26 protein-coding genes and 1 pseudogene are annotated in these 24,099 nt (G+C 72.1%); 15 read left to right on the top strand and 12 right to left on the bottom strand.

Going from position 1 to position 24,099, the window contains the following annotated elements; genetic code table 11:
* Nucleotides 1-41: 41 nt before the first annotated feature.
* The 6 genes from ACGFWJ_RS04530 to ACGFWJ_RS04555 all read right to left on the bottom strand — a co-directional run bounded on the left by ACGFWJ_RS04530 (nucleotide 42) and on the right by ACGFWJ_RS04555 (nucleotide 7,077).
* On the bottom strand, nucleotides 42-1,175 hold the full coding sequence (locus ACGFWJ_RS04530; RefSeq protein ID WP_392945150.1) for an FAD-dependent monooxygenase: 1,134 nt from the start codon (nucleotides 1,173-1,175) through the stop codon (nucleotides 42-44).
* A 64-nt stretch (nucleotides 1,176-1,239) separates the two neighbouring features.
* Nucleotides 1,240-1,803, bottom strand: a complete 564-nt coding sequence (locus ACGFWJ_RS04535) for an ATP/GTP-binding protein (RefSeq protein WP_387635658.1) — start codon at nucleotides 1,801-1,803, stop codon at nucleotides 1,240-1,242.
* A gap of 1 nt (nucleotide 1,804) precedes the next feature.
* Nucleotides 1,805-2,161 carry a DUF742 domain-containing protein gene (locus ACGFWJ_RS04540; RefSeq protein ID WP_387636844.1) on the bottom strand — a complete coding sequence of 119 codons (357 nt, stop codon included), beginning with the start codon at nucleotides 2,159-2,161 and terminating at the stop codon, nucleotides 1,805-1,807.
* A 44-nt stretch (nucleotides 2,162-2,205) separates the two neighbouring features.
* Nucleotides 2,206-2,643, bottom strand: coding sequence for a roadblock/LC7 domain-containing protein (locus ACGFWJ_RS04545; protein WP_387635661.1), 438 nt, complete (start codon nucleotides 2,641-2,643; stop codon nucleotides 2,206-2,208).
* Nucleotides 2,640-5,402 (bottom strand): nitrate- and nitrite sensing domain-containing protein, encoded by a 2,763-nt coding sequence (locus ACGFWJ_RS04550; protein WP_392945153.1) that lies wholly within the window; start codon nucleotides 5,400-5,402, stop codon nucleotides 2,640-2,642. Before ACGFWJ_RS04550 ends, ACGFWJ_RS04545 begins: the two co-directional genes overlap by 4 nt.
* A 685-nt stretch (nucleotides 5,403-6,087) precedes the next feature.
* The gene (locus ACGFWJ_RS04555; protein ID WP_392945156.1) at nucleotides 6,088-7,077 is read right to left on the bottom strand and encodes a hypothetical protein; all 990 of its coding nucleotides are present in this window, start codon (nucleotides 7,075-7,077) and stop codon (nucleotides 6,088-6,090) included.
* A gap of 63 nt (nucleotides 7,078-7,140) precedes the next feature.
* Here ACGFWJ_RS04555 and ACGFWJ_RS04560 point away from each other — a divergent pair, with 63 nt between their 5' ends.
* The 4 genes from ACGFWJ_RS04560 to ACGFWJ_RS04575 all read left to right on the top strand — a co-directional run bounded on the left by ACGFWJ_RS04560 (nucleotide 7,141) and on the right by ACGFWJ_RS04575 (nucleotide 9,352).
* On the top strand, nucleotides 7,141-7,737 hold the full coding sequence (locus ACGFWJ_RS04560; protein WP_392945158.1) for a TetR/AcrR family transcriptional regulator: 597 nt from the start codon (nucleotides 7,141-7,143) through the stop codon (nucleotides 7,735-7,737).
* The gene (locus tag ACGFWJ_RS04565) at nucleotides 7,734-7,937 is read left to right on the top strand and encodes a hypothetical protein (protein ID WP_392945160.1); all 204 of its coding nucleotides are present in this window, start codon (nucleotides 7,734-7,736) and stop codon (nucleotides 7,935-7,937) included. The genes ACGFWJ_RS04560 and ACGFWJ_RS04565 overlap by 4 nt, the downstream gene beginning before the upstream one ends.
* Nucleotides 7,938-8,034: 97 nt before the next feature.
* Nucleotides 8,035-8,784, top strand: coding sequence for a PIG-L deacetylase family protein (locus ACGFWJ_RS04570; protein WP_392945163.1), 750 nt, complete (start codon nucleotides 8,035-8,037; stop codon nucleotides 8,782-8,784).
* A gap of 55 nt (nucleotides 8,785-8,839) precedes the next feature.
* The gene (locus tag ACGFWJ_RS04575) at nucleotides 8,840-9,352 is read left to right on the top strand and encodes a GNAT family N-acetyltransferase (RefSeq protein ID WP_392945166.1); all 513 of its coding nucleotides are present in this window, start codon (nucleotides 8,840-8,842) and stop codon (nucleotides 9,350-9,352) included.
* Between the two features lie 225 nt (nucleotides 9,353-9,577).
* On the opposite strand, the gene ACGFWJ_RS04580 is transcribed toward ACGFWJ_RS04575, so the two are convergent.
* Nucleotides 9,578-10,102 (bottom strand): hypothetical protein, encoded by a 525-nt coding sequence (locus tag ACGFWJ_RS04580; RefSeq protein WP_392945168.1) that lies wholly within the window; start codon nucleotides 10,100-10,102, stop codon nucleotides 9,578-9,580.
* A gap of 204 nt (nucleotides 10,103-10,306) precedes the next feature.
* On the opposite strand from ACGFWJ_RS04580, the gene ACGFWJ_RS04585 reads away from it, so the two are divergent.
* On the top strand, nucleotides 10,307-11,236 hold the full coding sequence (locus ACGFWJ_RS04585) for a LysR family transcriptional regulator (protein ID WP_392945170.1): 930 nt from the start codon (nucleotides 10,307-10,309) through the stop codon (nucleotides 11,234-11,236).
* A gap of 111 nt (nucleotides 11,237-11,347) precedes the next feature.
* A complete protein-coding gene (locus tag ACGFWJ_RS04590; protein ID WP_392945172.1) occupies nucleotides 11,348-13,966 on the top strand; it encodes a collagenase in 2,619 nt (872 codons plus the stop codon).
* Nucleotides 13,967-14,057: 91 nt separating this feature from the next.
* Here ACGFWJ_RS04590 and ACGFWJ_RS04595 read toward each other — a convergent pair whose 3' ends face one another.
* Together ACGFWJ_RS04595 and ACGFWJ_RS04600 are read right to left on the bottom strand one after the other, a co-directional pair.
* Nucleotides 14,058-15,299 carry a hypothetical protein gene (locus ACGFWJ_RS04595; protein WP_392945174.1) on the bottom strand — a complete coding sequence of 414 codons (1,242 nt, stop codon included), beginning with the start codon at nucleotides 15,297-15,299 and terminating at the stop codon, nucleotides 14,058-14,060.
* Nucleotides 15,300-15,529: 230 nt separating this feature from the next.
* Nucleotides 15,530-16,114, bottom strand: coding sequence for a TetR/AcrR family transcriptional regulator (locus tag ACGFWJ_RS04600; protein ID WP_392945176.1), 585 nt, complete (start codon nucleotides 16,112-16,114; stop codon nucleotides 15,530-15,532).
* A 136-nt stretch (nucleotides 16,115-16,250) separates the two neighbouring features.
* Here ACGFWJ_RS04600 and ACGFWJ_RS04605 point away from each other — a divergent pair, with 136 nt between their 5' ends.
* The 3 genes and pseudogenes from ACGFWJ_RS04605 (at nucleotide 16,251) to ACGFWJ_RS04615 (ending at nucleotide 17,706) form a co-directional block, all read left to right on the top strand.
* The gene (locus tag ACGFWJ_RS04605) at nucleotides 16,251-17,279 is read left to right on the top strand and encodes a hypothetical protein (RefSeq protein WP_392945178.1); all 1,029 of its coding nucleotides are present in this window, start codon (nucleotides 16,251-16,253) and stop codon (nucleotides 17,277-17,279) included.
* 63 nt (nucleotides 17,280-17,342) lie between these two features.
* Nucleotides 17,343-17,444 (top strand): annotated as a pseudogene (locus tag ACGFWJ_RS04610) (VOC family protein); the annotation flags it as partial.
* A gap of 103 nt (nucleotides 17,445-17,547) precedes the next feature.
* Entirely contained in the window at nucleotides 17,548-17,706 is a 159-nt protein-coding gene (locus tag ACGFWJ_RS04615; protein WP_392945180.1) for a VOC family protein, read from the top strand.
* A 149-nt stretch (nucleotides 17,707-17,855) separates the two neighbouring features.
* Here ACGFWJ_RS04615 and ACGFWJ_RS04620 read toward each other — a convergent pair whose 3' ends face one another.
* Together ACGFWJ_RS04620 and ACGFWJ_RS04625 are read right to left on the bottom strand one after the other, a co-directional pair.
* Nucleotides 17,856-18,086 carry a hypothetical protein gene (locus ACGFWJ_RS04620; protein WP_392945183.1) on the bottom strand — a complete coding sequence of 77 codons (231 nt, stop codon included), beginning with the start codon at nucleotides 18,084-18,086 and terminating at the stop codon, nucleotides 17,856-17,858.
* Nucleotides 18,087-18,108: 22 nt separating this feature from the next.
* Nucleotides 18,109-18,387 carry a hypothetical protein gene (locus ACGFWJ_RS04625; protein ID WP_392945185.1) on the bottom strand — a complete coding sequence of 93 codons (279 nt, stop codon included), beginning with the start codon at nucleotides 18,385-18,387 and terminating at the stop codon, nucleotides 18,109-18,111.
* Nucleotides 18,388-18,680: 293 nt separating this feature from the next.
* Here ACGFWJ_RS04625 and ACGFWJ_RS04630 point away from each other — a divergent pair, with 293 nt between their 5' ends.
* The 3 genes from ACGFWJ_RS04630 (at nucleotide 18,681) to ACGFWJ_RS04640 (ending at nucleotide 21,038) form a co-directional block, all read left to right on the top strand.
* Nucleotides 18,681-19,025 (top strand): hypothetical protein, encoded by a 345-nt coding sequence (locus tag ACGFWJ_RS04630; RefSeq protein ID WP_392945187.1) that lies wholly within the window; start codon nucleotides 18,681-18,683, stop codon nucleotides 19,023-19,025.
* Nucleotides 19,026-19,435: 410 nt separating this feature from the next.
* Nucleotides 19,436-20,371, top strand: coding sequence for a GlxA family transcriptional regulator (locus ACGFWJ_RS04635; protein WP_392945189.1), 936 nt, complete (start codon nucleotides 19,436-19,438; stop codon nucleotides 20,369-20,371).
* Between the two features lie 34 nt (nucleotides 20,372-20,405).
* A complete protein-coding gene (locus ACGFWJ_RS04640) occupies nucleotides 20,406-21,038 on the top strand; it encodes a DJ-1/PfpI family protein (RefSeq protein ID WP_392945192.1) in 633 nt (210 codons plus the stop codon).
* Between the two features lie 20 nt (nucleotides 21,039-21,058).
* On the opposite strand, the gene ACGFWJ_RS04645 is transcribed toward ACGFWJ_RS04640, so the two are convergent.
* On the bottom strand, nucleotides 21,059-21,727 hold the full coding sequence (locus ACGFWJ_RS04645) for a DUF4241 domain-containing protein (protein WP_387859234.1): 669 nt from the start codon (nucleotides 21,725-21,727) through the stop codon (nucleotides 21,059-21,061).
* Nucleotides 21,728-22,016: 289 nt separating this feature from the next.
* Here ACGFWJ_RS04645 and ACGFWJ_RS04650 point away from each other — a divergent pair, with 289 nt between their 5' ends.
* The 3 genes from ACGFWJ_RS04650 to ACGFWJ_RS04660 all read left to right on the top strand — a co-directional run bounded on the left by ACGFWJ_RS04650 (nucleotide 22,017) and on the right by ACGFWJ_RS04660 (nucleotide 23,879).
* On the top strand, nucleotides 22,017-23,126 hold the full coding sequence (locus ACGFWJ_RS04650) for a hypothetical protein (RefSeq protein ID WP_392945195.1): 1,110 nt from the start codon (nucleotides 22,017-22,019) through the stop codon (nucleotides 23,124-23,126).
* A 130-nt stretch (nucleotides 23,127-23,256) separates the two neighbouring features.
* Nucleotides 23,257-23,415, top strand: coding sequence for a hypothetical protein (locus tag ACGFWJ_RS04655; RefSeq protein ID WP_392945197.1), 159 nt, complete (start codon nucleotides 23,257-23,259; stop codon nucleotides 23,413-23,415).
* On the top strand, nucleotides 23,412-23,879 hold the full coding sequence (locus tag ACGFWJ_RS04660; protein WP_392945199.1) for an SsgA family sporulation/cell division regulator: 468 nt from the start codon (nucleotides 23,412-23,414) through the stop codon (nucleotides 23,877-23,879). The genes ACGFWJ_RS04655 and ACGFWJ_RS04660 overlap by 4 nt, the downstream gene beginning before the upstream one ends.
* Nucleotides 23,880-24,099 lie beyond the last annotated feature (220 nt).

The raw sequence follows: 24,099 nt of genomic DNA on the forward strand, positions 1-24,099 counted from the left end.
CGGGCAGTCGCTGCCCGGCCCCGTCCCCTGCCCGTGGGAACTCAGTACGGCTTGACCAGCACGTGCGCGGCGCCGGGGATGCCGATCTTGAGGAGCTCGTCCTCCTCCGGCGTGGTGGGCGTGCCGGTCTCCTGCTTGAGGATGGCCCGGGACAGCGACTGGACGAACATCGCCCGCGGGCGGCGGCGGTCCTCCCAGGCCTGGAGGGCGGCGGCCACGTCCTCGGTGGCGTCCAGCTCCTGGGCGAGCACCAGGGCGTCCTCGACGGCCATCGCGGCGCCCTGCGCCAGGTGCGGGGTGGAGGCGTGCGCGGCGTCGCCGGCCAGCACCACCCGGCCGACGTGCCAGGGCGCGTCCACGGTGACCTGGGAGATCCGCGAGTAGACGACGGTGGACGGGTCGGTGATCTGCGCGAGCGCCTCGGCGACCGGGCCGGTGAAGTCGGCCAGCCGCTCGGTGAGCTGCTCGTGGGCGCGCTCCGGGTCGGGGCGGAAGTCCTCGGCCTCGGCGAACACCGAGCCCAGGTACATCAGCTCGTCGGTGATCGGGGTGAGCAGCGCCTTCGCGGCCAGGTTGCCGGTGCTCATCAGCACGCCCTGAAGGTCGGCCCGCCGGGGCAGGGTGACCCGCCAGTTGGCGAAGCCGGTGTACTCGGGGCGGAAGCGGTCGCCGTACAGGCGGGTGCGCAGCGGGGAGCCGATGCCGTCGAAGCCGACCACCAGGTCGTAGCGGCCGGTGCTGCCGTCGGACAGTGTGACGTCCACGCCCGCGCCGTCGTCGGCGAGTTCGGTGATGGTGGTGCCGAAGTGGACGCGGGCGCCGGCCTCGGTGGCGGCCCGGCCGAGCACCTGGGCGAGCGCGGGGCGGGGTATGCCGTTGTTGGCGGGGGCCTCGTCCATCCGCGGCTGCGGGATCTTCGCGACGGGCCGGCCGGCCGGGTCGCAGATGGTCAGCACCTCCCATTCGAAGCCGACCGCCAGGCAGTCGTCCAGGATGCCGATCTCGCGCATCACGTGCAGGGCGTTGGAGGGCTGGATGATGCCGACGCCGAGCGCGTCGAACTGCTCGCGGAGCTCGGCGACCTCGACGCTGTGGCCGCGGCGGGCGAGTGCGACAGCGAGAGTGAGTCCGCCGATGCCGCCGCCGTGGACGAGGACACGCAGGGGTGTAGCCATGGTCATCTCCAGTGGGTTCGGGGGGTTGGGCGGGAGTGGGCGCTGGGGCCCGGGAAGGAAGGTCTCAGCCGACGGGCAGCGCCATCAGGTGGTCGACCAGGGAGAGCAGCACGTCCCGGCCGAAGTTCCGCTCGCGGACGTCGCCGACCAGCATCGGGACGTGCGGGTCGAGGTCGAGCGCGGCCCGGATCTCCTCGTCGGAGCGGGTGTTGACGCCGTGGAAGCAGTTGATCGAGACCACGAACGGGATGCCCCGGCTCTCGAAGAAGTCGATCGAGGCGAAGCTGCTCTCCAGCCGGCGGGTGTCGGCGATGACCACACCGCCGAGCGCGCCGTTGACCAGGTCGTTCCACATGAACCAGAAACGTTCCTGGCCGGGCGTGCCGAACAGGTACACCACCAGCTCGGGGCTGACGGTGATCCGGCCGAAGTCCAGCGCGACGGTGGTGGTGGTCTTCTGGTCGACGCCGGCCAGGTCGTCCACGCCGACGCTGGCGGTGGTGAGGTACTCCTCGGTGCGCAGCGGAGCGACTTCGCTCACGGCACCGACCAGGGTGGTCTTGCCGACGCCGAAGCCGCCGGCGACCAGGATCTTGACCGCGGCGGCTCCCGCCTGGGTGGTCGTCATCTCACAGTCTCCTCAGTCCCTCACGTACGGCGGCGAGCAGGCCGCGGTCGGCGCCGCCCGAGGCCCGGGCCACCGAAATCGGGGCCCGGGCGGTCAGGAGGCCCTGTTCGACGAGGTCGCCGAGCAGGATCTTGGTCACGGACACCGGCAGGTCGAGGTCGGCGGCGACCTCGGCGACGGCGGCGGGGGTCCGGCACCGGTTGAGGATCAGCCGGTGCTCGGGCTGCAGCCGGCCCGGCCGGACCGGCGCCCCGTGGGCGTCGACCGGCTCGGTCACGGCGGTGAGCAGGGTGATGAGGGTGAAGTCGTCACGCTCGGGCGCGGTGCGGCCGCTGGTGATGGTGTACGGGCGGACCATGCTGTCCGCGCCGTCGTCGTGCTCGTCGTCGTCCCAGTAGGGGCTCACCCGCGCTGCCCGCCCCGGGCGGCGAACGCGTCGAAGTCTCCGCGCTGCGGGGTGCTGAGCTTCTGGCCGACCTGCTGGACCAGGTTGTGCATGGCCAGCGACATGACCTCGGCGTCGACGTCCTGGGACGCGACGACGGCGAGGTGGGTGCCCTGGCCGGCGGCGATCACGAACAGCCACAGGTCGGCGAGTTCGACGATCACCTGGTGGACGGTGCCGCCGGTGAACAGCTGGCCGACGCCGCGGGCCAGGCTCTGCTGGCCGGTGGCGATGGCGGCGAGGCGTTCGGCGTCGGGGCGTTCGATGGTGCGGGAGTGGCTGACCACCAGACCGTCGTCGGAGAGCAGGACGGCGAGCCTCGTCCCGGCCACCGAGTCCACCAGGCCGTCCAGCAGCCAGTCGAGGTCCTGGTGGGTGGAGGTTGTGCGCGTCATGACCGGTCTTCTCTCATCGGGATGGTCGGGGTGTTCCAGGTGTCGCCGGGCTCAGGCCGGCCGTCGGGCTGCGGTGTGGTGTCCGCGTTCGACTTGGCGGCTTCGGCCCGCGCCTCTCTGGACCGCCGCTGGAACGCTCCGACCGCCGCCCCGGCCCGTCGGGGGGCCGGTCGGAACAGCGGGTTCTCGTCCCAGCGCGGCGGAGCGGGGGCGGCCGGCGCGGTGGCCGGGTCGATCCGCAGCTCGTCGACCAGGCTGGCCTGGCGGACGCGGCGCGGCAGTGGCGGCTCGGCGCCCGGCAGTGCCGGCGTGAGCGGCACGTACGGGGCGGGCGCAGCAGGGGCGGGCGCAGCAGGGGCGGGCACGGCCGGGGCCGGCGTCGCCGGGGCGGGCCGGTACTGCGCGGGCACCCCGTACGGGGCGGGCGTGGCCGGCGCGGGCGGCAGTTCGGCGGGGAAGGGGTGCGCGTGGGCGGCCGGGGCACGGTCCTCGTCCGGCCCGCCGTACAGCTCGTGCTGCGGGAACGGATCGGCGGCGGCGTACGGCGCCTCGGTCGGCGGGTACGGCGCGTCGATCGGCGTGATCGGCGCGTCGATCGACGTGATCGGCGTGTCGATCGACGTGATCGGCGTGTACGCGGCCTCGATCGGCTGGTAGGGGGCGTCGACCTGCTGGTAGGGCGCGTCGACCTGCTGCTGGTAGGGCGCGGCCGGCGGCGTGTACCGGTCGCCGGCCGGCGGGTACGACGACTCCTCGGGAGCCGCGTGCAGCTCCAGCAGCGCGTTCTCCTGGTCGGGCGTCTGCGCGAGCGAGGTCGCGGCGGCCAGCGCCTGGCCGCGGGACCGGGTGGGCAGGCCGCCGGGCTGCGGCGCGGCGACCAGCCTCGGGCGGGCGTCCGGCGCGGGGACGATCAGCTCGTCGGGGACGAGCACCACGACGCGGGTGCCGCCGAACGCGGACTGGCGGAACTCGATCCGCAGGCCGGTCTGGTCGGCGAGCCGGGCGATGACGTAGAAGCCGAGGCGGATGTCGTCGCCGCGGGCCAGCACGTCGGCCTTGGGCGGACGGGTCATCAGCAGGTTCGCTTCGTCGATCTGCTCGTCGTCCATGCCGAGGCCGCGGTCCTCGATCTCGATCGCGACGCCGCGGCTGACCCGGCCGGCCCGGACCTCGACCGGGTTCGGCGGGCGGGAGAAGCTGAGCGCGTTCTCGATCAGTTCGGCGAGCACGTGGGCAACGGCGCCGACGGCGCGTTCGGACACCCAGGGGCTGCCGTCGAGGTCGATGACGACCCGTCGGTAGTCCTGCACCTCGCCCTGGGCGGCGCGCATCACGTCCAGCAGCGGGACGGGCTTGCGCCAGCGCCGGTGCGGGGTGCCGCCGGCCATGATGACCAGGTTCTCCTCGTAGCGGCGCAGGCGCGCGGTGAGGTGGTCGAGGTCGAACAGGCCGTCGAGGATCTCGGGGTCCTCGTGCTTGCGTTCCAACTCGTCGAGCTTCTTCAGCTGCTGACCGATCAGCAGCTGGGTGCGGCGGGCGATGCGCTGCAGCAGCCGCTCGTAGGCGCGGTGCTGTTCGGCCTGGCCGACGGCGGCCTGCAGGGCGCTGGTGCGGGCCAGGTTGAACGCCTCGCCGAGCTTGGCGAGTTCGTCCTCGGTGCGGGACCACGGGTCGCGTTCGATCGCGCGGGCGTGTTCCTCGACGTCGATCTGCTCGCCGTTGCCGAGCCGCTCCACCACCTCGGGCAGGGCGTTCTCGAGGTCCTCGGCCTGCTTCTGGAGTCCGCCGATCCGGCGGCGCAGCGTGCGGGTGAGGCGCCAGCTGGTGAAGGCGACCGCGACGAGGGCGACCAGGCCGGCCAGGGTGGTGAGGCCCAGACGGATCGCCAGGTTGATGGTGATGCCCTTGGCCGTCTCGACGATGGCCGCGGTGCGGTACTCCATCAGCCCGACGAGTTCCGGGTTGACGGCGTCGATGGACTGGCGCCAGGTGTCCTTGTCGGTGTTGAGCGGGATCCGGCCGTTGCGGTCGGGGCCGACGGGCTTCAGCAGGTCCTGCTCGGCGCGGCCCTTGGCGAGCCAGCCGGGGCTGTTGGTGATCTGCTGCCACATGGCGGCCTGGTCGGCCTCCAGGTTGGGCGCGACCTTGGTGCCGAACTGGAAGCTCTGCTCGGAGATGGCCTGCCGGACCTGCTGGTAGTCCTCGACGCTCAGCGAGCCGGTCGGCCAGCCGCGGGCGAGCAGCGCGTCGGCGCGGGAGATCATCTCCTTGCCCCAGAACAGGTCGACGAGCGGCGCGGAGACGGTGGTGATCCGGCCTTCGTCGACGTGGCTGAGGGCGCCGAACAGTCGCAGGTCGACCGCGATCAGGTCGGTGTAGTAGCTGTACACCGTGGCCTGCTGCTGGTCGCTGCCGCTGTCCACCAGGGCGCGCTGCGCGGGCAGCTGGTTGATCGCGGCGCGGGCCTCCCGGACGGCGTCGCGGACTTCCTGCGGCGCGCTGCCGGCGTCGATGCCGGACAGCTTCTGGAAGGTGTTGACGGCCTCGTCGGTCTTGCCGCGCTGGGTGCGCAGCGCGTTGGTGACCCCGGTGTGCCCGGCGAGGACCTCGGCGCTCAGGCGCCGTTCCTCCTGCAGGTTGTAGTACACGATGTTGGACGGCTGGCCGGCCTTCTCCGCGAGCATGCCCTGGGCTGCCAGTCGCTGGAAGGAGTACAGGAGCTGTCCGCTGGTGACCGCCCACAGGGCTGCCAGTGCCACTGCAGGGACGATGGCCAGCACGAGCAGGGTCGCTCGGAGCGACAGCCGGCCCTTGATCCGCCGAGACGCGCGCGTGCGCAGGACATTCTCCTAGGAGACGAGGCCAGTCGTTCAGAACTGGTCGAATCTGATGAGGACTCTGACGGATGGATCTTAGTATCACCGTATAACGACCCAAAAAGCCGAGGCGGTCCCGCGCCCGCGCGGCACCGCCCATGGTGTCCCAACACCCGCTCCGACCAGGCACGATGAACCGCTCAGGGGTCAACGCCCCACCGCACGGCGGCTATTCACCATCGGCCCGCTCCGGCTCGCGCGAACTGCCCGCCCCAGCACCGGAACTGAAGCCCCACCCGGCGCCGGACCGGCCCGGCGAACCATCCGTCAGGGTCGCCGGCCGAGCCGTTCCGGAGTCTAGCGCTCCCTTGACCACTCGAAACATGGACTCTGTCGGAAGTTGTCGGAAACCGCATCTGAACGGTCGGAATCGCCCCGAAGGGTCCGAGAATCGCCCAGAACGATCGATTCCGGCACTCGTTGTCGGGATCTTGACACGGCCTCACCTACCGGCTTGCCGGGTGCCGGCGCCTCGTGTCGCCGGTCCGAGTTCGGCGATCAGCCGGCTCGCAGCGCGGGTCCGAGTTCGGCGATCAGCCGGCTCGCAGCGCCGGTCCGAGTTCGGCGATCAGCCGGCTCGCAGCGCCGGTCCGAGTTCGGCGATCAGCCGGCGGTAGGTCTCGAACGCGGGCTTGCGGGCGTGGTCGTCGCGCAGCAGGCCGAAACCGTGGAACAGGCTCTCGCCGCGACTGTCGGCGTCCCGCAGCGCGAACAGCGTGTACCCGTCGATGTTCAGCGCCGCCGCCTGCCCGGCCACCGCCCGCACCACCGTCTCCAGCGCCCGGGCCTGCGCCTGCTCCGACCGCCCCGGCCCGGTGGGCCAGCCGTTCTCGCAGATCCGGATCGGCACCGTGGCCCGGATGCCCGCCTTGGGCAGATCGGTGTGCCGGAAACCGTTCAGCACCCAGCCCACCCCGTCCGCCAGCCGCTCCGCCGGGACGGGGCGGAACACGTCCGGGAAGAAGTCCAGCCCCACGTAGTCGAGCGCGTCCAGGAAGCGCCGGTCGGCGAGTTCGCCGAGCGCGTCCCAGAACGGCGCGGCCGGGCCGAACGACGGCACCGCGTTGAAGCCGACCTCGGCGGACAGGCCGAGCTCGCGCACCTCCTCCTTCGCCGCGACCACGCCCGCCACCAGCGCCTCCCGCACCCCCGGAACGCTGCCGTCCAGCACCGACAGGTCCGCGTTCGGCTCCTCGCAGATCTGCACCGAGCCGAGCCGCGCCCCCAGTTCGCGCACCTGCCCGCGCACGAACCGCTCCCACCCGTCCCGGCTGCCGGTCGGCTCGCGGAACTGCAGCACCAGATCGACCTTCCGCGCCCGCTGCCCGCCCAGGTACGCCTCCCAGCCGTCCGGAGTCTGGCCCGGCGCGCTGACGGTGGTCGCGAAGGACCGGTACACCCGGACCAGGAACTCGCCCTCCTCCCCCTGCAGTTCGTCGAGCGCCTCCGCCACCTGCCGCGGGTCGTCCGGGCTGACCGGGTGCACGATCCCCTGCCCGTCACCGAGCAGCGCCCCCGGGTAGATGCCGAACCTGAACTGCCGCTGCCTGTCGTCCATTTGACCCCCTGGCCGATATTTTTGGTGTGACACCAATTTTTCAGTGACCCTAGCATGGGGTGCATGGGCCTTCGTGAGACCAAGAAGCAGCAGACCCGGACCGCCATCGCGGACGCCGCGCTTCCGCTGTTCCTGGAACGCGGCTTCGACCAGGTCACCGTCGCCGAGATCGCCCGACACGTGGGCGTCTCCACCAACACGGTCTTCAACTACTTCGCCACCAAGGAAGACCTGTTCTTCGACCGGCAGCACGAGGTCGAACAGCAGCTGGCCACCGTCGTCCGCGAACGCCCGCCCGGCACCTGCCCCGTCGCCGCCCTCCGCGACGACCTGCGCACCGCCATCGGCCGTGCCGACCTCACCCCCGACTCCGCCACCTTCCACCGCACCATCGAGGCCAGCCCCGCACTCCGCGCCCGCGAGCGCGAGATCGCCGACCGCGCCGAGACCGCCCTCGCGGCCACCCTCCCCCCGTCCCCCACCACCTTCCTCCTGGCCGGCGCCCTCATCGGCGCCCACCGCGCCACCCACCGCGAACTCCGCCACCGCCTCCTGTCCGGCCACCCGCCACACACCATCGCCACCGACCTCGCGGCAGCCGTCACCACCGCGTTCGACGCGCTGTGCCGCTGCCCGCAGCACCCCTGGGGCCCCTCGTGACGCGAACCACTCCCCCGCACCCGCTCGGCGCCGAGACGCTCTTCCCCCAACTGTCCGCCCACCGCAGCACCACCACCGCGGTCCGCGTCGGCCGCGTCGGCCGCGACGTCCGCGACGGCCGCGACGGCCGCGACGGCGAACTCAACGTCTTCACCTGCCCCAACGACCCTGCCCACCCGACCCGCCGAGCCATTCGGTAGCCCCACCCGCTCCCCCGATCGGGCGGTTTCGCCGCCCGACGGGCCGGACACCCTGCGGGGAACGGAACTCCCTCCTGGGCGAAGGCGGTACGGCGAATTGGAACTCCCCAGCGTGCTCGGCGTGTTCGCACACCCGGACGACGAATCCCTCTCCGCCGGCGGCCTGCTCGCCCGCCACGCGGAGGCCGGGGCCCGGACGGCGGTGGTCACCGCGACATGGGCGGAGGGGACCCACCGGATTCCCGAACTGTCGTGTGCGCTGGACGAGTTGGGTGCGGGGCCGCCCAGGCTTCTGGGCTACGCGGACGCGAAGGTCCCGGACTCCGCGCCCGGGCAGGCCCGACTGCTCGACGCCCCACTCGATCAGGCGGTGGCCCAACTGGTGTCCCATCTACGGGAGTTCCGTCCCGAGTGGGTGGTCACCCACGACGCGTACGGCGGCCTGACGGGCCACCCGGACCACCGGCACACCCACCGCCTCACCGTCCTCGCCGTCCACGCGGCCGCCCTCCCCGGCCTCCACCCCGAACTGGGCGACACCTGGCCGGTCCGACGACTCCTGCTCGCCACCCACCCGCACAGCGCCGCAGAGGAGTTGGGCGCCCTGTTGCTGCGTCCCGGCCGCACCGCGTACAGCGTCCCGGACGCCACCGTCGAGGCCCTCGACGTCACCGCGTGGCTCCCCCGCAAACTCGCCGCCGTCTTCGCCCACCAGTCGGAGGTCACCCGCGGCGCCCTCCCCGGCCGCCTCGCCGCCGCGACGCCGTCCGTCCGCGCCCGGCTGATGCAGACCGAGTGGTACCAGCCGCACCCGCTGCCCAACCTCGCCGCATCCATTGGAAGTTGATCGACCTCGCCTGCTAGACAGTCGACATGCGGCACCCGTCCGTCGAAGGAGTCCCGTGTCAGACCTGACCGTCCGCCTCGCCACCACCGCCGACCGCCCCACCCTGGAACGCCTCTGGCTGATGTTCAGCCACGACATGTCGGAGTTCAACGGCCAACTGCCCAACCCCGACGGCACCTTCCGCGACGACCGCCTCCACCAGGCCCTCGCCGACCCCGACTGGGCCCCCTACCTCGTCACGACCGCCGACCACACCCCAGCCGCTTTCGCCTTCGTCCGCGGCCTGACCGCCCCCACCCGCGTCCTCAACACCTTCTTCGTGGCCCGCGGCGCCAGGCGATCGGGCATCGGCCTCCGCGCCGTCCAACAAGTCGTCGCCATCCACCCGGGCCCCTGGGAAGTCGCTTTCCAGGACACCAACCCCACCGCCGCCCACTTCTGGCGCCGCACCGCGACCACCATCGCGGGCCCCACCTGGACCGAACACCACCGCCCCGTCCCGAACCGCCCGAACCTGCCGCCGGACACCTGGATCTCCTTCAGCACGACCGCAGAAGCCCCCGCCTGAACCCGAGATCCGCCAGCCCCACCCGGCGCCCGCCGTCAGGCACTGCGGCACGCCAACCGGCCAGTGCCGCAGCCGGAAAGGTTCACCGGGTCCGGAGCGAATGAGTGCTTTTCCGGCGCCCACGTCCCCGGCAAGTCCACCTGACCACCTTCCCCCGGCCCCGCACGCCGGAGGCCCGGCTCGCCGCGCGGTGCGGCAGGGGCCGGGCCTCCGGGTGGCGGGGCGTCAAGGCAGGGCCGGTGCCGAGCAGCCGTGGCGTTCGGCGGAGTGCGGGGCGAACGCGGCGAACGCGTCCCGTGCCGAGGCATCCATCGGTGCGAGGCGGTTCCCCAGGTACACCGCCGTGCCGCCGGGGCACTTCGCGGTCGCCCAGCTGAGGCTTCCGTCGGTCCCCGGCTCGATCGCCCCCTGGTCCGGACCGATTCCGCGCCTGGCCTCGTAAGCGAAGGGAGTAGCGGCGGACAGCCTCAGGCCCACGGTCTTGGGGTTGTCGGGCATCAGGACGGCACAGTCCTCGATCGGTGCGGCGCCATCGGCCGGGCTCTCGCGCACCTGCCCGGCCACGCCGGCGCAGGTGCCGCTCGCCTTCCCCGGCTGGGCGGTTCCGATGTCCGACCGGCCCGGCACCTGCTCGATCTTCCCGCCGAGCGTTGCGCCGCAGCCCCAGATGTCGTTGGCCCGCTGCGCGGTCCGGGCGCCGATCCGGCCCGGCCGGGAGCGTTGCTGTCGTCCACGACCGAGGTCAGCCAAGCGTCCGTCAGCGGGTCGATGATGTTCTTGGCCGGCCGGGCAGAATGTCGGCCACCGCCACAACGCTCTGCACCGCCTTGGCGCTCCAGGGCGCGAACCGGTCCGGGGCTTGACGTGGCATGGACGAGAAGCGAAGGTGAGCGGCACCATCTGACATGTTGTGTGTGAAATAGTACTGATCCACTCGCACGGGAAGGCCGGGCCATGGACCTGGAGCTGCGGCATCTGCGGGTGCTTTGCGCGATCGCGGATACCGGCAGCGTCGGGCGGGCGGCTGCGGCAATCGGCGCTTCGCAGCCGGCGACGAGTACGCAACTGCGGCGGATCGAGCGGCACTTGGGGGCGATGGTGTTCGAGCGGACGGCGGCCGGCGTGGTGCCGACCACTTTCGGGGCGGAGGTCCTCGCCGCCGCCCGCGAGGTGCTGGCCCGGGTGGACCGGCTGGGGGACGCCGTCGCCGCCAACGGTGAGCGGCCGCACCGCGAGTTGCGGGTGGCCGCGGGCTGTCCGGCGCTGCTGCCGGGGACGCTGGCCCGGACGCGGCAACTCCGGCCGGAGATACGGTTCTCGCTCACCGCCGGGCCCGACGAGCCGTTCGATCTCGCGCTGGCCCTCGACCATCCCGACTCCGGCCTGCGCCCCACGCCGACGCTCGCCGCGCGCGTTCTCGCCACCGAGCCGGTGTTCGTCGCCCTGCCGGCCGCCCACCCGCTCCGGCACCACGCCGAGCCGGCCCTCGCGGATCTGGCCGGCGAGACCTGGCTGCTGCCCGCCGCCGACGGCACCGCGTGGCCGGTGTTCGTCCGGGCGGCCTGCGAGTCGGCAACGGCGAAGCCCGTGGCGGTCAGCCAACTGCCGTACGGGCAGCGGGAGATACAGGATCTGGTGGCGGCGGGGCTGGGCGCGACCCTGGTCCCCGCCAGTACGCCGCCCGCTGCGGGGGTTCTGATCAAGCCGCTGCTCGGCGCGCCGTTGTGGCTGCGGTACGTGCTGCTGTGGCGCCGGGCCGCCCTCGGTCCGGCGCTCGTCGACACCCTGTTCGGGGCGGCCACCGCCGCGTACCGCGAACTCGCCGCCGGGGCACCGCACTTGCACAGTTGGGCGAGCCGGACCTTCCGCCCGCCCCGCACCTGACGACTCCCGGGGGGAAGGTCAACACCCAAGAACAACCCTCCGGTGTTATGCCGCCGCAGTGCAATGTCATATGACCTGTGACATTGTTCTGGCCCCCGCCCCGGTGCCACGATGCATGCACCCCACCTCAGCTCCCCATCCCCCACAGGAGAAGCAGTGCGCATATCCCTTCCCGCACTGGCGGCCGGCCTGCTGGCCGGTTGTGCCACGGCGGCCACCCTGCTGCCCGCCCCGGCCTTCGCGGCGACCGGCGGACAGTCGAAGGCCGCCGCCCCGGCCGCATCCGCTGCCAAGAGCGACCGCAGCGCCGCCCCCAAGCCGCTCGGCCCGATCGTCGAGGCCGCCCCGGAGACCCACGCCCCGGTCTCGGCCCCGCTGCCCCCGGCGCTGCTCGGACAGGTGGTGATGGGTCAGCCGGCCGGCACCACCGTACAGACCACGCCCCGCCCGGTGAAGAAGGGCGAGAAGCAGAACCAGCCGGCCGGCCTCGCCGCGCAGACCTGCGCGCCCGCCGACTTCGGCAGCCGCTCCGGCGCGGACCTGGTGGCGTTCGTCAAGGGATCGCCCACCAGCTGCATCGGCACGCTGTACAACGTGACGGGCAGCGACGCGGGCGCGATCTTCAAGCAGGCCAACATGCTGACCGTCGCGAACGCCTTCAAGGACCTGGCGGCGACGTACGACGGCACCAACAGCGCCAACATCCTCCAGCTGGTGCAGTTCCTGCGGGCCGGCTACTACGTCCAGTCGTACAACTCGGGCGCGGTCGGCAACTACGACTCGACGCTGACCGCCGCCACCAAGGCGGGCCTGGACACGTTCCTCTCCGGGCAGCACTGGCAGGACGTCTCGGACGCCAACGGCATCGTGCTGTACGACGTGCTGGTGCTCACCGACAGCGCCAACGTGCAGGCGAGCTACCTGAACACGTACAAGCAGGTGCTGAACGGCTACAACAACAGCTACAACGCGTACCCGAAGATGGTCAACGCGGTGAACGCGGTGCTGTTCGCCCCGCTGTGGCGCGCCAACTGGAACACCGACTTCGTCAACGCGCTGAACGCCGACACCAGCCTGGTCACCACGCTCGGCAACTTCGCCCTGAACCACAAGGACCTGCTGGGCACCGGCAACTCCTTCCTGGACGTCAACGCGGGCAACGACCTGGCCCGGATGTCCGGCGACAGCACCACCGTCGAGGCCGCGACCCGGCCGCTGATCAAGCAGATCCTCGACTCGACGCCGATCGCCGGCCCGGGCGGCCCGCTGTACGTGCACGCGGCGTTCCAGTCCAACGAGTTCAACCGCGCCCAGTGTTCGACCTTCGGCATCTGCGACCTGCCGAACAAGCTGATCAACGCCGTCCTGCCGAACGTCCTGGTCTGCGACAACAAGACGCTGCGCGCCCAGGCGCTGACGGTCGCCCAGCTCCAGCCCGTGTGCGAGAGCCTGCGCGGCGAGGACGCGTACTTCCACAACCTGGTCAAGGACAACGGCCCGATCCCGGGCCAGTACGGCTCCACCCTGGACCTGCCGGTGTTCGCCAGCGCGGCCGACTACCAGACCTACTCGTGGGCGATCTGGAACAACTCCACCGACAACGGCGGCGTCACCATCATGGATCCCACCGACCCGGCCAACAAGCCGGTGTCGATCATGTACCAGAAGTCGTGGAACGACGACTTCGCGGGCAACGTGTGGAACCTCAACCACGAGTACACCCACTACCTCGACAACATCTACGACATGAAGGGCAACTTCACCACCGAGACGTCCGTCCCGGACATCTGGTGGATCGAAGGCGTCGCCGAGTACGAGTCGTACGGCTACCGGGGTGTGACCGACACCCAGGCGATGACCGAGGCCGCCAAGCACACCTACAAGCTCAGCACGATCTTCCAGAACACGTACCTCAACTCCGACTCCACCCGGGTCTACCCGTGGGGCTACCTCGCCGTGCGCTACATGATGGAGAAGCACCCGGCGGACGTCACCAACATGCTCGGCCACTTCCGCACCGGTGACTACCAGGGCGGCTACGCGGTCTACAACGGCCTCGGCACCTCCTACGACGCCGACTTCGACGCCTGGCTGACCCAGTGCGCCGCCGGCGCGTGCTTCGCCACCGGCCCGACCGCGCTGTTCAACCAGTCGGTGAACGGCGCGACGGTCACCCTCACGGACCGCTCGGTGGTCACCAACTCGCCTGCGCAGCTGACCTCCTGGCACTGGACCTTCGGTGACGGCAGCTCCTCCGACGAGCGCAACCCCTCGCACACCTACGCCAAGGCCGGCACCTACACCGTCGCGCTGACCGTCACCGACTCCACCGGCCGCTCCACCGCGACCCCGGCCAGTGTCACCGTCACCACCGGCAGCGGCGGCGGCACCACCCTGCCGACCTGCACCGACCAGCGCACCGACGCGATGGGCCAGAACTGCCAGCGCACCGGCCGCACCCGCACCGCCGGCAGCGTCGACTACCTGTACGTCTACCTGCCCGCCGGCACCAGCACCCTGAAGATCACCACCACCGGCGGCACCGGCACCGCGTACCTGTACTACAACGACGCCACCTGGGCCTCCCCCAGCGCGTACACCGCCTCCTCCACCACCCCGAACAGCACCAGCCAGACCATCACCGTCACCAACCCCTCGGCCGGCTACCGCTACCTGAGCCTGTACGCGGCGACCGACTTCACCAACGTCACCGTCGCCACGCAGTTCTGACCCCCACACCCCCACCTGCCGACGGGCAGTCACGGCCTCCCTTGCCGCGGCTGCCCGTCAGCGGTCTCCGCGCGTCAGTGGTATCCGCGCGTCAGTGGGATCCGCCCGCCAGCCTTCGCGCCGCAGCCGCCCGCACGGCCGGGGACTCCACCGGGCTCGCGCTCAACTCGGCCAAGCGGATGCTCAGTTCGGGCCCGTCCGGTGCATTCTCGACGGCGAAAAGGCGGGCATCCTCCTCGCAGTCCCACAGCGACTCGGTCAGTTCCGCATCCACCTCGCCGGGCCGGATGGCCGCCAACGCCCTCAGGTACGAGGGGCGTTCGTACGAGTGCGGGGTGTGCGCCCAGAACCGGTGCAGCACAGGCGCGGCCTCGGCGGCGGCCGGACCGAGCCGGGCCAGCCCGTCGGCAACCCAGTGCGAGCCACACCACTCACCCGCCACCCACTGCCGCTCCAACTCCGCCAGCAGCAACGGGAGATCACGCACGTCGCCGTGCCGGGCCAGGACCCCGAGGCCGAGCCCGGCCAGCCAGGGGCGGGGCGACCGGGCCCACGCGCGGGCGTCCTCGACCGCGGCCACGCCGAGGCGCTCCACCACCCGGCCCAGCCGCGGCAGTGCCCGATCTCCCAAGAAGGCGGGCTCCGCGGTGAACAACCCCGGTACCAGCGGCAGGATTTCGGACACGGGTGGGCGATCGGCCAGCGCACGGACGGCCGCCACCCGCTCCGGCAGCGAACTCCCGCCGTCGGCCAGCAGCGCGAGCAGCCGGGTGTTACCGGCGGCGAGCGAATGCACATGCCGTCCGGGCCCCCGCTGCGGCCTCTCCGGCATCAACTCCCGCCAGCGCAACCAGGGTTCGGAGGCGGGGTAGTCGGGCTCGGCCCCACCGAGACGGCGCACCGCGTCCTCCGCGAGGTCGTCCCACCACGGCACCGGCCAGCGGTCGGCGAGGGTGTCCAGCACGTCCTGCCAGCACTCGCCCTGCCGCACGTACCGGCGCAGCACCTCCCGCGCCGCGACCGATCCGGTCAGCGCGAGAGCGGCGAGAATCTCGCAGGCACGCTCGCGGGCGCCCTGGTCCGCCCCTTCGGCCTGCTGTCGCAGCAGGTCGATCGGCAGCGCCAACTCCCCTACGAGCTGGGCGTGGTAGTCGTGCCGGTCGTCACTGGAGTCGTACCGAGTGTCCCGCCGCAGGCAGTCCAGCAGGGCCGCAGCCCCGGCTTCCCGGTCGTCCTTCGCTCTCAACCACCCCGCGCCCCGCCCGCGTTCGAGCAGGCCGAGCAGGGTGTCGGCCGGCGCGTACTGCGCCGGTCCGTCGCTCTCATCCGTCACAGCGTCCGAGGATGCCCACCCAACTCGCCCACCGCGAACGGTTTTCCCACTCGCCTGCCAGGCAGAGACGTTCAGCTCCGCCCTCCGCCCCTCATCCACAACCGGCCCGCACCCCGCTCCCGTTCGAGCAGGCCCCATCACCGCGCACCGGCCGGGGCCGCCCTGCTCTGTCGCGCCGTCCAACTCGCCCACCGCGAAACGGACTTCCGCCCACCTTCCGGCAGGAGCGTTCAGGCCCGTCCCCGGACCAGCGGGAGGAAGACCTCGTCGACGATCTCCACCAAGACCTCGTCGGGGACGACAGGAACGCCGCGCAGCAGGTATTCGGTGCGCAGCAGGGCCATCGGCGTGGCGGCGACGCGGGGGTGCACGGCGGTGGCGGGGGCCTCGCCGCGGGTGGTGGCGTTGGCGAGGATGGTCAGCCAGGCCTCGTCGAGCGGGTCGGGGCGGTCGGGGTCGCGGAGTCGGGCGAGGAGTTCGGGTGTGCCGCCGGCGGCGGCGAGGAGGCCGCGCAGGATCTCGCCGTAGGGGGAGGACCAGGTGCGGTTGGCGCGGCGCAGCAGGTCGAGGGCGTCGTCGCGGAGGCTGCCGGTGTCGGGCGGGCGGGTTTCGGCGGCGGCGAGGCGGCGGTAGGCGGCGATGCCGAGTGCGGTGCGGTGGGGCCAACGCCGGTACAGGGCGTTCTTGTTGGTGCCGGCCCGGCGGGCGACTTCGTCCATGGTGAGTCCGGCCACGCCCTGCTCGAGCAGGAGTTCGCCGGCGGCGGCGAGGATGGCGTCCTCGAGTTCGGCGCCGCGTCGTCTGGTCGCTGTCACCTGCCACCTCCACTCATTGCCGGCTTCGGGTCTCCGTCCGAATGCTATGTCCTTGCCGAAACAAGGTACCGGCCGTACCCAATTCCACGTAAGGTACGAGCCGTACCCTACTTCGCGAGGAGAGGACGGCTTCGCCGTGCGCGTTTTCGGCATCACCTACGACACCGGCTTCCGCGGCACCACCGGAACCACCACCCGGGAGCCCTTCGACCCCGACACCGTGCGCCGCGAAATGCTGGTGATCCGTGAGGAGTTGCACTGCGACGCGGTGCGTATCACCGGCGCCGAACCGGACCGGCTGGAGCTTGCCGCCCGGTACGCCGCCGAGGCCGGACTCGAGGTCTGGTTCTCGCCGTTCACCAACGGGCTCACCCAGCCGCAGCTGTTCGAGCTGCTGGTGGACTGCGCCGAGCGGGCCGAGAAGCTGCGGGCCGGCGGCGCCGAGGTGGTGCTGCTCACCGGCTCCGAGATCTCCCTGTTCACGGACGGTTTCCTGCCCGGCGCCGACTACCTCGAACGCGCCGGCGTGCTCGCCGACCAGGCCCGGTTCCGCACCCTGCTGCCCGAGCTGCACCGCGCGCTGAACGCCTTCCTGGCCCGTGTCCTCGGCGCGGCCAGGTCGCGCTTCGGCGGGCGGATCGGCTACGCCTCGCTGCCGTTCGAGGGCATCGACTGGGCCCCGTTCGACGTGGTCGCCACCGACGCGGGCTACCGCGACGCCACCAACGCCGAGTTGCTCGCCCCCGGCCTGCGCGCCCTCACCGGCCAGGGCCGGCCCGCCGCCGTCACCGAGTTCGGCTGCGGCAGCTTCACCGGCGCCGCCGCGCTCGGCGCCCGCGGCGACCGCGCCGTGCTCTTCGACGCGCACGGCCGCGCCGACCGGTTCGCCGAGCCGCTCGCCCGCGACGAACAGGAGCAGGCCGACTACCTGCTCGACCTGCTCGCCGAATTCGAGAACTCAGGCCTGGACGCCGCCTTCGTGCAGACCTTCGCCCACTACCACCTGCCCGGCTCCGACGACCCCGACCGGGACTTCGACCGCGCCTCGTTCGGCATCGTCCGCCCGCTCCCGCCCGGTCGCCCGTCCGCCACCCACCCGGGCCTGCCCTGGGAGCCGAAGGCCGCCTTCCACGCCCTCGCCGCCTACGGCAGTCAACGCCGCTGACGCCCGGTCAGGGCTGTCGGCTCCGTGCGGCACATTTCCGCCATGAAATCCCGTACCGCCGGCATGTGGTGGGGCACCACCATCGAGGCTCCCGATCCCGCCGCCCTCGCCAGGTTCTACGTCGGGCTGCTCGACTGGCACCTCGGCCACGAACAGCCCGGCACCGCCGTCGTCGCGGCCTCCCGGCAGGGTCCGTTCCTGGTCTTCCAGCAGGCCGACGGCTACCGCCCACCGACCTGGCCCCCCGGTGGAGGGGCAGCAGCGCCCGATGATGCACCTGGACTTCCAGGTCGCAGACCTCGACGCCGCTGCCACCGAGGCCCTCGCCCTCGGCTCCACCCTCGCCACCCACCAGCCGCAGCCGCACGTGCGCGACCTGTTCGACCCGGCCGGCCACCCGTTCTGCCTCTGCCACGACCCGTCCTGACGGCCCACCACCCGCTCGGCCATCGAGCGGGTGGACCAGTGCGTGGCGTTCTTCGGCTCCATCTCCGGCGGCACGTGCAGGCCGGCTGTCCTCATGGGGAGATCCATGCCGGCATCGACGAAAGCTGCCGGATCGAGCAAATGACGGAATCACGAGACATGAGGCGCAAATGCCGGCCCGCCAGGAGATTCTGTCACCTTGAACCGGGCGGCCAGATCCGCAAAAGGCCGGTCGACGTACTCGGGCGGAACGTCAAGTTCTGCGATTTTGCGGTCCTCGCTGGGGCGAAGGCGGACCCTGACGCGGTCGTCACCCTCCTCAATGATCTCCGCAAGGGCGATGATGCTCCCGTCGGCGCCGAACGACACTTGAACGCGCATGAGCCGGACCAACCTCTCCGTTTTACACAGTGACAAGCATGAGGACAATGACGAACTGCGTGTTTCCGGTCGCCTGGAGCTCCAAGCCCCAGAAGGGCGGAATCGGATTATCCCCCTCCCAGTACGAGTACTCCGTCAGATACTGGAGCCTGGAGAGTGCGTCAGTGAAGGGGTGAAAATATGCCGTCGGTCGAATCCAGGAGAACTGGTTCGGATTCTTGCCGAAGTCGTAGTCATACAGTTGCTGCTGGCCGTCCGCAAGGAACAGGAAGCCGCTGCGGATAAGCTCGACATTTGCCACACTTCTCCCCTTTTCTTTCCATCGATCAATGGGGAACTTTTTTGTAGAACAACTGTTCCCCTTGCCGCCTTTTCGTGAACGTGGATGCTATTGAGATGACTCGATTGGCACAGTGCGCGGTCCGGGCAGCCTTGAAGTCGCCGGGCAGGTCGTCCTCCTGGCCGCGCTACCGCATCGCACCCTCGGCCCAGTGACGTGCGTCGGAAATTCGGAGTTGATCAGGAATGACTCGTGTCGGTCCGAAAATGCCGCCGCTGTCGGTCACCGATGGGCAGCGGCATAGGCTCCAGGGCATGCACAGCACCCTGACAGAGCACGCCCGGTGCCTTTACGGAGACGAGTACCGGCCTGCACCGGAGTGCGACGGCGACCACCGGGAGCACTACTTCGTCGAAGAGCTGACCTTCGCCGGCGCAGATTCGATCCTCGCCATGCTGCGTGAACTGAGCCCGCACCTCGTCGACGGCCACCTGCCGGTCTGGGTTCGCAACCTGGCCTACCGTCTGGTGCTCCTGCAGCGACCGGACGAGCCGGCGTTGCTGCGAGAGGCCGCCGAGAGCCTCTGGCTGCACGGACCGGACTGGGACGACATCGCGGCAGAACTGAAGCGGCGGGCCGACTCGCTGGAACCGGGCTGAGCCGAACGGCTCCGGCGAGGATCGTCCGGGAGAGGCGGGAACAGTGCACAGTCGGAATGACCCCTCCCGGCAGTAGTCCAGGAGATCCTCAAAGGCCGGTGGTCAAACACTTCGGGGCGCCCGCAAAGGTCTCGGCAGAGGTCAAGGGCGACGAGGACCCGACGGCTGCCTCGAGTACGGTCTCGCCGCAGGTGACTGCGTCGGCCCGGGCTCCCGCGCTCGTCGCCGCGTCCTACCCACGCCCGCGCACCTCCCGCCGGTGCCCGGGCCGTGAGAGATCTCGACCAGCACCGACGTGCTTGCCGGCCGTCACCCCCGGCCGTGTCCCGGCTCGCCACCGTCGCGGGCGTGGCAGAAAAGGTGGGGTATCCGTCATTGCTGTCGCCGTAAGCACTTGCGAGGGTGGGGACATGGCCGATCGCAGCGTGCTCTTCGTGCTCTTCGACGGGGTGCAGAGCCTCGATGTCACCGGCCCGCTGGAAGTGCTCGCGGCGGCCGGTTACCGGATCCGCACCGCCTCGCCCGGCGGGCTCCCGGTGCGAACAAGCAGCGGGCTGCGCCTGCTGCCCGACGAGGACCTCGCCCACGCGGCCGCCCCGCACACCCTGATCACCCCCGGCGGCCCGGGCACCCGGAACCCGACGCCCGAACTCATCGAGCAGATCGGCGAGTTGGCCGAGCGAGCAGAGCGCATCGCGTCCGTCTGCACGGGCGCGTTCCTGCTCGCCGAGGCGGGGCTGCTGTCCGGACGGCGCGCCACCACGCACTGGGCACACAGCGCGGAACTGGCCCGCCGCTTCCCGGACGTCACCGTCGATCCCGACCCGATCCACGTCCGGGACGGGCGGGTGGCCACCTCCGCCGGGGTCACGGCAGGCATCGACCTGGCGCTCGCCCTGGTCGAGGAGGACCTCGGCCGCGAACTCGCCCTCGGCATCGCCCGGCACCTGGTGATGTTCCTGCGGCGGCCGGGCGGCCAGGCCCAGTTCTCCACCCAGCTGGCCGCCCAACTCGCCGTCCGGCAGCCACTGCGCGAGCTGCAGCGCTGGATCACCGAACACCCGGACGCCGACCTGTCCGTCGAGGCCCTGGCCCGCCGCGTCGCGCTGTCGCCGCGCCAGTTCGCCCGGGTGTTCGCCACCGAGACCGGCACCACCCCCGGCCGCTACGTGGACGGCATACGGCTGGAGATGGCCCGCCGCCGGCTGGAGGACAGCGACGACGGCGTCGAACAGGTTGCCCGCCTCTGCGGCTACCGCAACCCGGAGGCCATGCGCCGCGCCTTCGCCCGCACGCTGTCCGTCAGTCCGATCGACTACCGCCGCCGCTTCCGCCACACAGCTTGACGGAGCGTCAGTCCATTCGAGAGAGAGGCACCCGATGAAGATCGCCATCCTGCTCTACGACCGCTTCACCGCGCTGGACGCCGTCGGCCCGTACGAGGTCCTGGCCCGGATGCCCGGCGCCGAGGTGGTGTTCGCCGCCGACCGGCGCGGCCCGGTCCGCGCCGACCTGGGCAGCCTCGCGCTCACCGCCGACGCCGCCCTGGACGAAGTCACCTCCGCCGACCTGCTGCTGGTCCCCGGCGGGCCGGGCTCGACGGCGCAGCAGGGGAAGCCCGAGGTGCTGGAGTGGCTGCGGGCCGTCGACGCCACCACCACCTGGACCACCTCGGTCTGCACCGGCTCGCTCCTGCTGGCCGCCGCCGGGCTGCTCACCGGCCGCCGCGCCACCACCCACTGGTTCCTGCCGCAGGCGCTGGCGGCGTTCGGTGCCGAGCCGGTCGAGGAGCGGGTGGTGTTCGACGGCAAGTACGCGACCGCCGCGGGCGTCTCGTCCGGCATCGACCTGGGCCTGCACCTGGCCGGCCGGATCCACGACGACGCGACCGCGCAGGGCATCCAGTTGCTGATCGAGTACGACCCGCAGCCGCCGTACACCGCTGGCTCCGTCAGGACCGCCCCGCCGGCCGTGATCGACGCCCTGCGCGCCCAGTTCGCAGCCCCCAAATAAAAGCCCCGGCCCGGGCCCGGTCATCCCTCGGCGGGGCCGCGCCCGGGCTGCGGGACGACGAAGAACTCGCTGACGAATCCGGTGACTTGACCGTCGGCGTCACGGCCCACCCAGGTCGGATAGTGGCCGTCGCCCCAGCCGGTGGTGAACGCCACCATGGTGTGGCCGCTCGCGGGGTCGGTGACGGTGGCCGGGCGGGGGCCGGCGTCGTGGATGGCGTCGACGACCGGGTCGGCGTCCTGCTCGACCAGTTCGCCGATCGGGCCGACGGCGGACGCGTCCAGGAAGCAGCCGCTGCCCGCGTCCACGCCGTACCCGAAGAAGTCGCCCGGGCCGAGCCGGTGTTCGTCCTGGCCCTCGCTCAGCGCCAGCTCCCACCGCACCGCCGGCCGGTCGCCGACCCGCAGCAGGGCGGCGGCGATCCGGGTGTCCGAGGAGCCGGGGCCGTACGCGTTGCGCACCTCGACCACGGCGAGCGTGACGGGGTAGCTGCCCGGCGGCGCGACGGCGAGGAACGGCTCGTTCTCGTCCACCAGTCCGATCACCGGATCGCACGCCACCAGCCGGCCGGTGGGCAGCGCCAGCACCGCTTCGGGCAGCGCGACCACGGTGGCGGTGCGGTCGTGCCCGCAGTCGTACTGGCTGCCCGGAGTGAACAGTCGCGCCACATCGGGGGCCGCAAGGGGCATCAGGGGGCTCGCTCTCGTCGCACTCGTCGCTCAGGGACCGGAAGGCGAACGGGAGTTCCGGAGTGATCATCGGACGAACACCACCCGCGCGCGGCCCCCACGGTAGCGCCCGCCCACCCGGTCCTGAAACGGCCCGGACGGCCGGCTCTGCTGCCCTGCCGGAAGACCTGGCCGCCGCCCGCATACCCGCCCAGACGTTCGACAACCCGCTGCCCCACACACACAGCGGGCCACCGAACCCGTCCGACCGGTGCACGGGCGCCGCGGCCGGTGGGAGATCATTCTCGGTATGACCCCCGCTCTGGTGTTCGGCACCGTCCTGCTGCTCTCGCTGCTGACCCGTCGGCGGTGGAGCGGCGGCACCGTACCGGCACCCGTGCCGGCTCCGGCGCAACCCCCGGTGGCGCCCACGCCCGACGGGTTCGATCCGAGGCAGTACGGGCTGGTGCCGAGCGCGGAGCTGGACCCGGGGCGCGCGGGCCCGCCGCTGGCGCTGCTGCGGCGCAAGGAGCTGGAGGCGCTGGCCGACTCCTGCCTGGCCGGCGGCTGGCGGGCGGCCGCGGCGTACGTGGTGGCGGCCGGGGAGGACTGGGACGAACGGTGGTCCCGGCTGGACTTCCTGACCCGGGTGGCCGCCGAGCGCGACGAGTGGCTCACCGCGTGGCGCGAGTCCGGCACCGAGGCGTGCGCGGCCACCACCGTGTACGCCCGGCTGCTGGTGCAGCGGGCCTGGGAGGCGCGCGGCAGCGCGCTCGCGCACCAGGTGCCGGCCGGACATCTGACCGCCTTCAAGTCGCTGCTGGCCGAGGCGAACACGGCCGCCCGGGAGGCCGCCGTCCTGGACCCGCGCGACCCCGGCCCGTGGGCGGTGCTGGTCACCACGGCCCGCGGCGTTCCGCTGAGCAACCGCCGATTCCGCGCTCTGTGGCAGGAGTTGACGGCACGCGCCCCGCACCACGTGGGCGGGCACTGGCAGGCCATGCAGTACTGGTGCGCCAAGTGGCACGGCAGCGACGCGCAGATGCTGCGCTTCGCGGAACAGGCGGTCCGCACCGCCCCGGCCGGTTCGGTGCTCCCCGGGCTGTACCTCCAGGCGCTGACCGAACTGGAGCAGCGGCACGGCCTGTACGGCCTCCCGGACGCGGGCCGGCTGGGCGAGCTGCTGCCCGCCGTGGCGTCGGCGCTGGACGCCGTTCCGACGCCGCACGATCAACTCCCGCTGCTGCGGCACCTGTTGGCGCACTTCGCGCTGGTCGCCCGGCAACCCGCGCTCGCCCTGGAGCAGTTCCGCCTGCTCGGTCCCTGGTGCGGCGCCCACCCCTGGACCTCCACCTCGCACCCCGTCCGCGCCTTCGACCACGCCCGCGCCGTCGCCGCGACCCACGCCCCCGCGGCCTGAACACTCGACCGACGGGCACCGTTACCGCCCCCGGGTTCGATCGTTATGCCCGAACGTGAGTGCCGACTCCTTGGCCCCGACGGGCGTTCGTGACGAAACGATTCAGCACGCCCCGATCTATGCCGGGCTGGTGACCCTCTGGCACCAGTCCGGCCGCACCGTGCCCGGCCGCACCGACCAGGAGTGGTCCCGCCTGACCACCCCGCCCCGCTTCGCGACCCCACCCCGCTTCGCGACCCCCAAGAGCATCACCCCGCCCGAGTCCGACCACCCGAGGGAGACCCGGTGACCCACCAGAACACGCCGAGCACCTGGCTCCGCCGCGCCGACGACCCGGACTGCGTCCAACTCCTGGACGTCACCGTGCGCCCATGCCCCGGACTACGGGTCTCCGTCCCGGCCCGCCTGCGCTACTACCGGACCGACCCGTACGCGGTGCACCTGGACTGCCACGCCGACCTCGACGAGCCCATCACCTGGCTGTTCGGCCGAGAACTCCTCACCGAGGGCCTGAACGGCCGGGCCGGCCTCGGCGACGTCACGGTCCGCCGCTCCCCCACCGACCCCGGCCGCCTCGCCATCGCCCTCACCACTCCCGGCCACACCGCCGTCCTGCACACCCCCGCCGCCCCGATCCGCGACTTCCTCCGCCGCTCCCACCGCGTCGTCCCGCCGGGAACCGAACACCACCACCTGGACATCACCGCCCTCCTCCGCCACCTCCTCCCCGACCACCCGACCCACCCGGAGTGAGCCCGGCTTGGGCCCGGCCTGAGCTCGACTTGGGCCCGGCCTGAGCCCGACCTGGGCCCGGCCTGGGCCCGGCGCGCGGGGCGCCGGCACCGAACCGCGTTCCCGCCGCACCGATTTCCGGTTCCGCGCGTTGAACAGGGGGCGTTTCCGCATGCCGGTTCTCGCCGCCGACGCCGACGCCGACCGTTGATCCGGGGGCCGGCCTCTCGGCGGTCCGCCC

Source organism: Kitasatospora sp. NPDC048407, assembly GCF_043200475.1.
Lineage (GTDB): Bacteria > Actinomycetota > Actinomycetes > Streptomycetales > Streptomycetaceae > Kitasatospora.